The 11,762-nt window shown below is 61.0% G+C and carries 8 protein-coding genes; 3 read left to right on the top strand and 5 right to left on the bottom strand.

What is annotated here, in order from left to right; all coding sequences use genetic code 11:
- Window positions 1-187: 187 nt before the first annotated feature.
- The 4 genes from PMI26_RS06465 to PMI26_RS06480 all read right to left on the bottom strand — a co-directional run bounded on the left by PMI26_RS06465 (window position 188) and on the right by PMI26_RS06480 (window position 6,887).
- Window positions 188-1,606, bottom strand: a complete 1,419-nt coding sequence (locus tag PMI26_RS06465) for an efflux transporter outer membrane subunit (RefSeq protein WP_007978036.1) — start codon at window positions 1,604-1,606, stop codon at window positions 188-190.
- Window positions 1,606-4,797, bottom strand: coding sequence for an efflux RND transporter permease subunit (locus tag PMI26_RS06470; protein ID WP_007978034.1), 3,192 nt, complete (start codon window positions 4,795-4,797; stop codon window positions 1,606-1,608). The genes PMI26_RS06465 and PMI26_RS06470 overlap by 1 nt, the downstream gene beginning before the upstream one ends.
- A gap of 12 nt (window positions 4,798-4,809) precedes the next feature.
- The gene (gene mexE, locus PMI26_RS06475) at window positions 4,810-6,051 is read right to left on the bottom strand and encodes a multidrug efflux RND transporter periplasmic adaptor subunit MexE (RefSeq protein ID WP_007978033.1); all 1,242 of its coding nucleotides are present in this window, start codon (window positions 6,049-6,051) and stop codon (window positions 4,810-4,812) included.
- A gap of 542 nt (window positions 6,052-6,593) precedes the next feature.
- Window positions 6,594-6,887: a LysR family transcriptional regulator gene (locus PMI26_RS06480; RefSeq protein ID WP_007978031.1), complete on the bottom strand. Its 294-nt coding sequence runs from the start codon at window positions 6,885-6,887 to the stop codon at window positions 6,594-6,596.
- 126 nt (window positions 6,888-7,013) lie between these two features.
- On the opposite strand from PMI26_RS06480, the gene PMI26_RS06485 reads away from it, so the two are divergent.
- Together PMI26_RS06485 and PMI26_RS06490 are read left to right on the top strand one after the other, a co-directional pair.
- The gene (locus PMI26_RS06485; RefSeq protein ID WP_007978029.1) at window positions 7,014-7,625 is read left to right on the top strand and encodes a TetR/AcrR family transcriptional regulator; all 612 of its coding nucleotides are present in this window, start codon (window positions 7,014-7,016) and stop codon (window positions 7,623-7,625) included.
- 88 nt (window positions 7,626-7,713) lie between these two features.
- Entirely contained in the window at window positions 7,714-8,802 is a 1,089-nt protein-coding gene (locus PMI26_RS06490; RefSeq protein WP_007978028.1) for a redoxin domain-containing protein, read from the top strand.
- A 114-nt stretch (window positions 8,803-8,916) separates the two neighbouring features.
- Here PMI26_RS06490 and katG read toward each other — a convergent pair whose 3' ends face one another.
- The gene (katG, locus tag PMI26_RS06495) at window positions 8,917-11,181 is read right to left on the bottom strand and encodes a catalase/peroxidase HPI (protein ID WP_007978026.1); all 2,265 of its coding nucleotides are present in this window, start codon (window positions 11,179-11,181) and stop codon (window positions 8,917-8,919) included.
- 308 nt (window positions 11,182-11,489) lie between these two features.
- Between katG and PMI26_RS31660 the strand changes: the two genes are divergently transcribed.
- Entirely contained in the window at window positions 11,490-11,648 is a 159-nt protein-coding gene (locus PMI26_RS31660; protein ID WP_007978024.1) for a hypothetical protein, read from the top strand.
- The last annotated feature ends 114 nt before the right edge of the window (window positions 11,649-11,762 follow it).

The following is an 11,762-nucleotide window of genomic DNA, read 5'->3' as shown; positions in this document are numbered from 1 at the left end:
CTTTCGCGGGCAAGCCCGCTCCCACAGTAGATTCGGTAGTTCACAAATACTGCGTACACCCACTAACCCTGTGGGAGCGAGCTCGCTCGCGATGGTCTCAAGAACACCGCGCTGAGCCAGCAAGCACGCGTTTTCGTTAACGTCCATCGCGAGCAAGCTCGCTCCTACAAAAGCAACAACGGGTTTGTCAGTTGTTTTTCGCGAGCCGGGTGTCGCCGCTGTCCCATCCGCCCCCCAGGGATTTGTAGATCGCCACAATGGCCCGGTACTGGTCGGTTTCACCCAGTGCCTGGGCATCTTCGGCGTTCAGGCGCTCGCGTTGTGCGTCGAGCAACACCAGGTAGTCCACCACCCCTTCCTTGTATTGCGTCGCCGCCAGGTCGGCCGCTGCACGACTCGACTCGCTTTGCTTGATCAGCGACAGCAAGCGTTGCTGGCGCTTGCCGTAGTCGCTGAAGGCGTTTTCCGACTCTTCCAGGGCGAGCAGCACTTGCTGTTCATAGGTCGCCAGTGCACCCTCGGCCTCGGCGTTTGCACCGCGAATGCGCGCCCGTACACTGCCCAGGTCAAACGCGGCCCAGGTGATGCTCGGACCCAGGCTCCAGGCGCGGGCGGCGCTGGAGCCGATCTGCGAACCACGCCCCGCGATGAACCCGAGGAAGCCGCTCAGGCTCACCCGTGGAAACAGGTCGGCGGTGGCCACGCCGACATCCGCCGTTGAAGCCGCCAGGCGACGCTCTGCCGCGCGCACATCCGGGCGCCGCTGCAACAGCTCGCCGGGATCACCAACCGGCAACGCCTTGGCGATGGCCGGCAAGTCCTTCGGACTCAAGTCGATGCCCAGCGTGTCCGGGCGTTCACCCAGCAGCGTGGCGATGCGGTTTTTGTGATGCACCTGCTCCGCCTGCAGTTGCGGCACGCTCGCCTCGACGGCCGCCAGGCGGGCATCGGCACGCACCACGTCGAGTTCATTGCCCACGCCCGCGTCACGCAGGCTCACCGTGACGCTGCGCGATTCGCTCTGGTTCTTGAGGTTGGCCAGGGCGATTTTCTCCCGCAGTTGCGCACCCCGCAGCTGCCCATAGGCATCCACCAACTCGGCGATCATGCTCACCCGCAGTTGGTACAGGTCCGCCGCCGTGGCGTCTTCCCGGGCATCGCTGGATTCCAGTTCGCGCTGGATGCGCCCGAACAGATCGATCTCCCAGGCCATGTCCAGGCCCAGGTCGTAGCGATCGGTGTTGACCCGCTGCTCGGTCAGGCCCGGCACCTGTGACTTGCCCTGCTGGCTGCTGACCCGGCTGGTGACCACCGGCAGGTTGTCGTTGCTGATGTCATCGCGGATGGCCCGGGCGGCTTTCCAGCGGGCGAAGGCCACGCGCAGATCGCGGTTGCCGTTGAGCGCTTTACCGACCAGCTGATTCAACGTGGGGTCATCGAATTGCTGCCACCACACCGTTTCGAAACGCGTTTGATCGTAGTTGGCCCCTTGGGCCGAGACGACATGGGCTGGCGCCGTGTCCGGGGTCTTGTAATCCGGCCCGACGGTGCAGGCGGCCAACGCGGTGACCAGCAGACTCGGTAAAAACAGCTTGAAAGCCTTCATCAGTGTGCCTCCGGATCAATGGCCTTGAGCGAGTGAGCGCGGGCCGCCTGGCGCGCGGTTTTACGTTCGATGTAGCGACGAATAAGGACGTAGAACACCGGCGTCAGCAACAGACCGAAGAAGGTCACCCCGAGCATCCCGGAGAACACGGCAACCCCCATGGCCCGACGCATCTCGGAACCGGCGCCGGTGGACGTCACCAGCGGAATGACGCCCATGATGAAGGCGAACGACGTCATCAGGATCGGGCGCAGACGCTGGCGGCAGGCTTCGAGAACAGCGTCCAGCGGCGACAGCCCCTGGTCCTGTTTGTCCTTGGCGAACTCGACGATCAGGATCGCGTTCTTGCACGCCAGCCCCACCAGCACGATGAGGCCGATCTGGGTGAAGATGTTGTTGTCGCCCTTGGAGATGATCACCCCGGCAATCGCCGACAGCAGGGTCATCGGCACGATCAGGATCACCGCCAGCGGCAGGCTCCAGCTTTCATACAGGGCCGCCAACACCAGGAACGCCAGCAGGACGCAGAGCGGGAACACCAGCAGCGCGGTGTTGCCGGAGAGGATCTGCTGGTAGGTCAGGTCGGTCCACTCGTAGGTCATGCCGTTGGGCAGCTCTTGCTTCAACAACTTTTCAATCGCCGCCTGCGCCTGGCCGGAGCTGTAGCCCGGGGCCGCGCTGCCGTTGATTTCTGCGGTGACGAAACCGTTGTAGTGCGAAACCCGGTCCGGCCCCGACGTCGGGCTGACCTTGACGAAGGTGGCCAGTGGAATCATCTCTCCACGGTCGTTGCGCACCTTCAACTGACCGATCTGCTCCGGCTCCTGGCGGAACTGTTGCTCAGCCTGGACGTTGACCTGATAGGTACGGCCAAAACGGTTGAAGTCGTTGGCGTACAGCGACCCCAGGTACACCTGCAGCGTGTCGAAAATGTCGTTGATCGCCACGCCGTGTGTTTTGGCTTTTTCGCGATCGATGGCGGCTTCGACCTGCGGCACGTTCACCGTGTAGCTGGTGAACAGGTTGGCCAGTTCCGGAACACTGCGGCTCTTGCCGATGATGTTCATGGTCTCTTTGTACAGCTCGTCGTAACCCAGGTTGCCGCGGTCTTCGATCTGCAGGCGGAAGCCACCAATGGTGCCCAGGCCTTGCACCGGCGGCGGTGGGAACACCGCGATGTAGGCGTCTTGAATGCCACCGAACTTGGCGTTCAGCGAAGCGGAAATCGCTCCGGCGGACAGGCTCGGGCTTTTGCGCTCATCGAAAGCGCTCAAGCCGATGAAGGCAATGCCGGCGTTCGGGCTGTTGGTGAAACCGTTGATCGACAAGCCCGGGAAGGCCACGGCGCTGTCGAAGCCCGGTTCGTTCATGGCGATGGTGCTCATGCGCCGGATCACCGACTCGGTGCGATCGAGGCTGGCCGCATCCGGCAGTTGCGCGAAGGTCACCAGGTACTTTTTGTCCTGGGTCGGCACGAACCCGGTCGGCGTGGTGCTGAAGCCCATGTAGGTCATGGCGATCAGACCGGCATAGACCAGCAACGCCACGCTGCTGCCACGGATGACCTTGGACACGGTCCCGACATACCCGTTGCCAGCCTTTTCGAACAACCGGTTGAAGGGCTTGAACAACCAGCCACCGAACAGGCGATCCAGAATCCTCGAAAAGCGGTCCTTGGGTGCACTGTGGGACTTGAGCAGAACCGCCGCCAATGCCGGCGACAAGGTCAGCGAGTTGAACGCAGAGATCACCGTGGAGATCGCGATCGTCAGGGCGAACTGTTTGTAGAACTGCCCCGTCAGGCCGGAAATGAACGCCGCCGGGACGAACACCGCGCACAACACCAACGCCGTGGCGATGATCGGGCCGGTCACCTCGCCCATGGCTTTTTGCGTCGCTTCGACCGGATCGAGCCCCGTCTCGATATTGCGCTCGACGTTCTCCACCACCACGATCGCATCGTCGACCACGATGCCGATGGCCAATACCAGGCCGAACAGCGACAAGGCATTAAGGGAAAAACCGAACAGGTGCATCACGGCAAAGGTACCGATCAGCGACACCGGCACAGCCACCAGTGGAATGATCGAGGCGCGCCAGGTTTGCAGGAACAGGATCACCACCAGCACCACGAGGATCAGCGCTTCGAACAGGGTATGAACCACCGCCTCGATCGAGCTGCGCACGAAGATGGTCGGGTCGTAGACGATCTCGTAGTCCATGCCTTCCGGGAAGCTCTTCTTCAGCTCGGCCATCTTCGCCCGCACCTGGTCGGAAACGTCGATGGCATTGGAACCCGGGCGCTGGAAGATCGGCATCGCCACCGCTTCCTGGTTGTTGAGCAAGGCGCGCAAGGCGTACTGGTTGGAGCCGAGTTCAATCCGCGCAATGTCCTTGAGGCGGGTGATTTCGCCGTCCGGACCACTGCGGACGATCACGTTCTCGAACTCCTCCTCGGTGACCAGCCGCCCCTGGGAGTTGATCGACATCTGGAAGCTGGTGGCGTTGGGTGCAGGCGGTGAACCCAGTTGGCCGGCCGCCACTTGGCGATTCTGTTCACGCACCGCATTGACCACGTCGGTGGCGGTCAGGTTGCGTGACGCGGTCTTGTTCGGATCGAGCCAGATACGCAGCGAGTAGTCGCCGATACCGAACATCTTCACGTCACCGATTCCGTTCAGGCGCGACAGCTCGTCCTTGACGTTGAGGATCGCGTAGTTGGACAGGTACAGCATGTCGTAGCGCTTGTCCGGCGAGGTCAGGTGCACCACCATCGTCAGCTCGGGCGATGCCTTGTCCACGGTGATACCGATGCGCGTCACTTCCTCGGGAAGTTTCGGCTCGGTGCGGGTCACGCGGTTCTGCACCTGCACCTGGGCGTTGTCCAGATCGGTGCCCAGGGCGAAGGTCACGGTGAGCGTGAGTCGACCATCGGCCGTCGACTGCGAGGACATGTACAGCATGTTCTCCACGCCGGTGATGGCTTGCTCCAGGGGCGCGGCCACGGTTTCACCGATGACCTTGGGGTTGGCCCCCGGATAGTTGGCGTGAACGACGACAGTGGGTGGCACCACTTCCGGGTACTCGCTGATCGGCAACTGGAACAGCGCGATGGCGCCGGCAATCAGGATCAGCAGCGAGAGCACGGCGGCGAAGATCGGCCGCGTGATAAAGAACCGGGAGAACTTCATGGCTGTGTTCCTTTATCCGCGAGGCGAAACGGCGGCATCGGTTTTCACCAGCGCCGGTGACGGAGCGACGGGCTGATTACCCGCCTCGACGGCCTGCCGCTGACGGGCCAGGTTGGCGACGGTTTGCGCATCGGCCATCGGCGCGTCCTGAGGCGCGACCACCGCGCCGGGACGAACCCGTTGCAGGCCGTTGATGACGATCCGGTCGTCTTTTTGCAAACCGCTGCGCACGATGCGCAAACCTTCGAGCTTCGGCCCCAGATCGACGCTGCGGTACACGGCCTTGTTGTCCTGGTCGATCACCAGCACGAACCGCTTGCCGAGGTCGGTGCCCACGGCCTCGTCCTTGATCAGCAGGCCGGCATAGGCCGCGCTGCCCACCAGTTTCAATCGGGCATACAGGCCGGGGGTGTATTGACCGTCGGCGTTGTCGAACACCGCGCGGCCACGGATGGTGCCGGTCTTGGGATTGACCTGGTTGTCGACGAAGTTCATCTGCCCCAGGTGGCTATTGCCCTCCTCGTTCGACAAGCCCATGTACACCGGCGTGGATTGGCTGCGCCGGCCTTCACGGGAGAGCTTGCCGTACTTGAGGAACAGGCGTTCGTCGGCGTCGAAATAGGCGTAGACCTTGTCGGTGGAGACCACGCTGGTCAGCGCCGAAGTGTCGGCGGTGACGATGTTGCCGGCGGTGATTTCGGCACGGCTGACCCGGCCGCTGATCGGCGCGGTGACGCGGGTGAAGCTCAGGTTCAGGCGTGCCAGATCCAGCTGCGCCTGAACCGAATCGACACCGGCCTTGGCTTCCTGGGCCGTGGTGCTGCGCGTGTCGGCCAGTTCCGCAGAAATGGCATTGCTGCTCAGCAGGCGCTGGCCGCGTTGCGCTTCGTTGGCGCTTCGAACCAGCGCGGCGCGAGCCTGTTGCAACTGCGCTTCGAGGCGGTGCACTTCGTGTTCGAACGGACGCGGATCGATCTGGAACAGCAGATCCCCTTTCTTGACCGACTCGCCATCGGTGAAGGCGACACGATCGATCTGCCCCGATACCCGCGGACGAACCACGACGGTTTCCGGCGCTTCCAGACGGGCGGTGACTTCATCCCATTCGGTAATGGGTTGCTCAAGCACTTTGGCGACGGTGACAGTGGGCGCACCCGGCGCCTTGGCGGCATCGGGCGCGTGACCGCAGGCCGTGATGGCCGCCAGGGTCAGGGCAGCAAGGGGATAACGCAAAGGTTTGAGTGACTGTTCCATGGGGGTGTCCGCCAGACGGTTTAAGGGTTGGAGAATTCTCGGCCGCACAAGGGGCAGCGACGAATCGAATGGAGTGAACTTGGGTATCACCATTAATGATGACCATCATGTATAAGCACAAAAAAAAGGTTTTCACGCAATACGGGGAAACTGTAGGAGCCAGCCTGCTGGCGATGGACGCCAGTGCGCCGCGCTCATCCAGCTAACCCGCGTTATCGTTGACGACCATCGCTGGCAAGCCAGCTCCCACAGGGGACCGTGCCCACGCTGAAACTGTAGGAGCCAGCCTGCTGGCGATGGACTCCAGTGCGCCGCGTTTATCCAGTTCACCCGCGTTATCGTTGACGACCATCGCTGGCAGGCCAGCTCCCACAGGGGGCCCTGCCCACGCTGGGAAACTGTAGGAGCCAGCTTGCTGGCGATGGACTCCAGTGCACCGCGTTTATCCAGTTCACCCGCGTTATCGTTGACGACCATCGCTGGCAGGCCAGCTCCTACAAAAGACCGCGTCCGGGTCCAAACCAGTGAAAGCCCCCTATGAATTAACGGGATCTTTCATTACAAGCCGTCAGACTGACGGCGGAACAAATGGAGTCCAGTGCCGGCCCGAGCGTTTGCGCCACTTGCAAGGCTCGGGTGGTTGGTTCCATTTTGTGGCCAATGCGTTTAAACAGGGGGTCGTTGAACAGTGTGCGCAGACGAGCCAATGCGCCGCTGACCGCCGGTTGGCCCAGGGACAGTCTTTGTGCGGCCCGAGTGACGTTGCGCTCCTGAATGAGCGCCTCGAATACCACCAGCAGATTGAGGTCGATATTGCGCAGATCATTACGTTTCATGGGTCAGCACCTGTGAGGTGTTTTTCCTGCAAAGCCATTGCCGCGAATTTATATTGCGACCATCATTAATACCAGCCCTTCAGCAAAAAATTGCCATGGCGCCCATCGGAAGACAGGACTCCACTCATGAAAGTGACGAAAGACAAGGCAGCCGCCAACAAGGAAGCGATCCTCGGCGCAGCCTCGAGGATGTACCGGGAAAAAGGCATCGACGGCATCGGGATCGGCGAACTGTCCCGTTCGGTGGGCCTGACCCACGGCGGCTTTTACGGACAGTTCCCAGGTGGCAAGGAGCAGTTGGCGTCGGAGGCCGTGAGCCGTACGTTCGAAACCAACATCGACGACTGGCGAGCGGCCAAATCCATCCCCGAACTGCTCAAGAGGTACTTGAGCCAAGGCCACATGAACAACTGGACCGAAGGCTGCCCGATCCCTGCCCTGGCGGCCGATGTCGCGCGCAACGGCGGTACCGTCAGCCACTCGTTCACCCAAGGCGTGCAGACCCTGATCGAAACGCTGATGCCATTGGTCGACGGCGAAACCGATGATGAAAAGCACCAGGAAGCCTTGCGCATCCTGTCATCGATTACCGGGGCGATACTGATCGCCAGAGCTCTGGACAACCCGCGATTGTCGCAGCAGTTCCTGCAATCGGTGATCGATGCCTGGCCTGCCAAGGCCGAAAAAACCGCACAGGACGCTCCGGTGCGACAAACCGGCGATACAAGCCATGGATGAAGCGTCGCCATCAGCGCTCCGGGCAGCTTCAACAAGACTGAACTAGCTTTACCTGCAACGATCCACGGCCAACCGGCAAGGAGTTGTGATGCGTGCCACGGCATTTTCAGTCGGTCAACCAGCCCCCTGGTTTCATTGCCGCACTCAACTACGAGAACGCTTTTGCTTCGACACGATTGCCGGTCGGTATGTCGTGCTTTGTTTTTTGGGTTCTGCGGCCGACCCTGTGTCCACTAAAGTTCTGGAAGATATTCAGGCCCATCGCCCGCGATTCGATGATGATCAAGTCTGCTTCTTTGGTGTTTCCGTCGATCCAGAGGATGAAAAGCTGAAGCGGGTGGAGAGTTCGATACCCGGCATACGCTTCATCTGGGATTTCGATCGGTCAGTCAGCAAGCTCTACGGTACATTGCGGCCAGACGGCAGCATCAGGCAAATAACCTATGTGCTGGACCCTGCGCTACGTGTCCTGGCCATCGTCCCGATAAGCCCCCCCATTGATAACCATGTCCCCTCGTTAATGCGTTTTCTGGATCGATTGCCGGCAACGGCCGCGCCACATGCCGCCACACCACACGCCCCCGTCCTGGTGGTTCCCCGTATATTTGAGCCGTCTTTGTGTAAAGCACTGATCAGTTATTACGACGAACGCGGCGGCGAAGAATCCGGGTTCATGACGGAGCAGGCGGGTAAAACCGTCCACATCACTGACCATAATCACAAACGACGTCGTGACTGCGTCATTGAAGATGAGGCTCTGGCCAAAGCCTGTGAATCGCGTATAGCCAGCCGTTTGCTTCCTGAGTTACAGAAAGCGTTCCAGTTCAATGCCACTCGAATGGAGCGCTATCTGGTGGCCTGCTACAACAGCGAGGAAGGCGGGCATTTCCGGCCCCATCGGGATAACACCACGAAGGGTACGGCCCATCGCCGTTTTGCCGTTTCCCTGTTTCTTAATTCGGGAGAGTACGAAGGTGGCTTTCTGCATTTTCCAGAGTATGGAAAAGTGTATTACAACGCGCCGACAGGAGGGGCCGTGGTGTTTTCGTGCTCACTCTTGCACGAAGCCACTTCAGTAACCCAAGGTCGCCGTTATATGTTTCTGCCGTTTCTCTACGATGATGCTGCCGGCGTCATTCGAGAACAGAACCTCTCTTTTATTGAAAGACAGCCTTGAGTGCCGGTTCGGACACGATCGCCAGGGTTCATGATCGCCGGATGCCCTCCGCTGATGTAAAAGCCGGAGGGCGAGCCGAGGCACTTTTTGCCGGTGGTGCCAGCGTTATCTCCTCTAGACGCGGCGATTCACGTCAAAGCGATCCAGGTTCATCACTTTGGTCCACGCAGCCACGAAGTCCTTGACGAACTTCTGCTGCGCATCGGCGCTGGCATAGACTTCGGCCAGCGCACGCAACTGCGCGTTCGAACCGAAGACCAGGTCAACCCGGGTGCCCGTCCACTTCACCGCACCGGTTTTGCGATCACGCCCTTCAAACTCCTGCTGGGCATCCGACACCGGTTTCCACTCCACGCCCATGTCCAGCAGGTTGGTGAAGAAATCATTGGTCAGCGCTTCCGGCCGTTGGGTGAACACTCCGTGTTTGCTCTGGCCGACGTTGGTGTTCAACACCCGCAGGCCGCCCAGCAGTACCGTCATTTCCGGTGCGCTGAGCGTCAGCAGTTGTGCCTTGTCGATCAGCAAGGCTTCGGCGGGCACGCGGTACTGGGTTTTCAGGTAGTTACGGAAGCCGTCGGCAATCGGTTCAAGGAAACCGAAGGACTCGACATCGGTCTGTTCCTGGCTGGCGTCCGTGCGTCCCGGGGTGAACGGCACCGTCACACTGTGGCCGGCGTTTTTCGCCGCCTGTTCGACACCCGCGCCACCGGCGAGCACGATCAGGTCGGCCAGGGAGATTTTCTTGCCGCCGCTGTTGAACTCCTTCTGGATGCCTTCCAGTTTGGCCAGCACATTGGCCAGTTGCTCCGGCTGGTTGGCCGGCCAGGACTTCTGCGGCGCCAGGCGCAGGCGCCCGCCGTTGGCACCGCCGCGTTTGTCGGAGCCACGGAAGGTGGAAGCGGCGGCCCACGCCGTCGATACCAGCTGCGACACCGACAGGCCGGACGCCAGGACCTTGCTTTTCAGGCCCGCCACATCGCTGTCGTTGACCAGCGGATGATCGACGGCAGGGATCGGGTCTTGCCACAGCAGTTCCTCGCCCGGCATTTCCGGGCCGAGGTAGCGCGAGAGCGGGCCCATGTCACGGTGAATGAGTTTGTACCAGGCGCGCGCGAAGGCATCGGCCAGTTGATCGGGGTTGGCCAGGAAGCGCCGGGCGATCGGTTCGTAGATCGGGTCGAAACGCAGGGCCAGGTCCGAGGTCAGCATGGTCGGATCACGGCGTTTGGACGGATCAAAGGCATCGGGAATGATCCCGGCACCGGCACCGTTCTTCGGTTTCCACTGATGGGCGCCGGCCGGGCTCTTGGTCAGTTCCCAGTCGAAACCGAACAGGTTTTCCAGGTAGTTGTTGCTCCATTTGGTGGGCGTGGTGGTCCAGGTCACTTCCAGGCCGCTGGTGATGGCGTCGGCCCCTTTGCCGGTGCCGAATGTGCTCTTCCAGCCCAGGCCTTGCAGCTCCAGGCCGGCGGCTTCAGGTTCCGGCCCGACGTGGTCGGCGGGCCCGGCGCCGTGGGTCTTGCCGAAGGCGTGGCCACCGGCGATCAACGCCACGGTTTCCTCATCGTTCATCGCCATGCGGCCGAAGGTTTCGCGGATGTCCTTGGCCGAGGCGACCGGGTCCGGTTCGCCTTCCGGGCCTTCCGGGTTCACATAGATCAGGCCCATCTGCACCGCAGCAAGGGGATTTTCCAGATTGCGGCCATTTTCGGTACGGCTGTCCTCGTTTCTGCCGGGCTCAGCTACCAAGGGCACATCGCCGGGTTTCTGCACCGGTTTGTCTTCTTTGCCGTAACGCGAGTCACCGCCCAGCCATTTGCTTTCAGAACCCCAGTAAACGTCTTCGTCCGGTTCCCAGACATCCGCGCGACCACCGGAAAAACCAAACGTCTTGAAGCCCATGGACTCCAGGGCCACGTTGCCGGTGAGGACGATCAGGTCGGCCCAGGAGATTTTATTGCCGTACTTTTGCTTGATCGGCCACAGCAGCCGGCGGGCCTTGTCGAGGCTGACGTTGTCCGGCCAGCTGTTGAGCGGTGCAAAGCGTTGCTGGCCGGAACCGGCGCCGCCCCGGCCGTCACCGGTGCGATAGGTGCCTGCGGCGTGCCAGGACATGCGGATAAAGAAAGGCCCATAGTGGCCGAAGTCCGCCGGCCACCAGTCCTGGGAATCGGTCATCAGCGCCGTCAGGTCTTTTTTCAGCGCCTGGAAGTCAAGACTCTTGAAGGCTTCGGCGTAGTTGAAGTCGCCCCCCAACGGGTCAGACTTGGGCGAGTGTTGACTCAGGATCTTCAGGTTCAGTTGGTTCGGCCACCAGTCGCGGTTCGTCGTGCCACCGCCAGCGGCGTGATTGAACGGGCATTTCGATTCAGTTGACATGGCATCTCCTCTTGATTTTGTTTTCAGCTAACCACCCTTGAGCGTGGATCCGGATCACCGATTGATGAAATAGCTTTTCGGTATGGGATCCATAGCCTTGAGGCTATGACAGCCCCGCGATCAGTCGCTCCAGACCCTCCATTAAAGTACCGGTCCGGGAAACTGTCGCTTCATCCGTGGAGATAGCTGATAAACAGTGCAAATCAGTCATGCGATGCAAGATCATCAACACCTGCCACAATGGATTAATACTATTGCTACAGGGACGTCGGCGATCGGAAGGATCGTTTTGCGCGAGAGGTTTCGCCATGTACGTGAAAGCCATTGTCATCTGGGTAGTGCTGGCGATCATCGTTGTCGCCGTGCTCGGTCGCCTGGTGCATAACGCCAAGGCCGCCGACCGGGCGCTCAAGATCGCCAAGCCGGATCATCAGCCTCACGGGCGAAAGAATGACAAGGCCCCATGACTGACCCGGGGCAACAGGGACGGCGACGATTCGGATCGCGCGCCCTCAATCACTCGAGACTTTGCTGCACGCAATAAAAAACCGGCCTTTCAGCCTAATGCCAGTCAGTTAAGC

This window comes from Pseudomonas sp. GM33 (assembly GCF_000282295.1).
Classification (GTDB): domain Bacteria; phylum Pseudomonadota; class Gammaproteobacteria; order Pseudomonadales; family Pseudomonadaceae; genus Aquipseudomonas; species Aquipseudomonas laurylsulfatiphila.
This window is presented reverse-complemented; position numbering and strand designations above follow the sequence as displayed.

What these genes read in the sequence shown, in the direction of transcription:
- PMI26_RS06490 (WP_007978028.1), top strand. Translation starts at nt 7,714, where the DNA reads ATGCGTGCCACGGCATTTTCAGTCGGTCAACCAGCCCCCTGGTTTCAT.
- mexE (WP_007978033.1), bottom strand. Translation starts at nt 6,051, where the DNA reads ATGGAACAGTCACTCAAACCTTTGCGTTATCCCCTTGCTGCCCTGACC.
- PMI26_RS31660 (WP_007978024.1), top strand. Translation starts at nt 11,490, where the DNA reads ATGTACGTGAAAGCCATTGTCATCTGGGTAGTGCTGGCGATCATCGTT.
- PMI26_RS06480 (WP_007978031.1), bottom strand. Translation starts at nt 6,887, where the DNA reads ATGAAACGTAATGATCTGCGCAATATCGACCTCAATCTGCTGGTGGTA.
- PMI26_RS06470 (WP_007978034.1), bottom strand. Translation starts at nt 4,797, where the DNA reads ATGAAGTTCTCCCGGTTCTTTATCACGCGGCCGATCTTCGCCGCCGTG.
- PMI26_RS06485 (WP_007978029.1), top strand. Translation starts at nt 7,014, where the DNA reads ATGAAAGTGACGAAAGACAAGGCAGCCGCCAACAAGGAAGCGATCCTC.
- katG (WP_007978026.1), bottom strand. Translation starts at nt 11,181, where the DNA reads ATGTCAACTGAATCGAAATGCCCGTTCAATCACGCCGCTGGCGGTGGC.
- PMI26_RS06465 (WP_007978036.1), bottom strand. Translation starts at nt 1,606, where the DNA reads ATGAAGGCTTTCAAGCTGTTTTTACCGAGTCTGCTGGTCACCGCGTTG.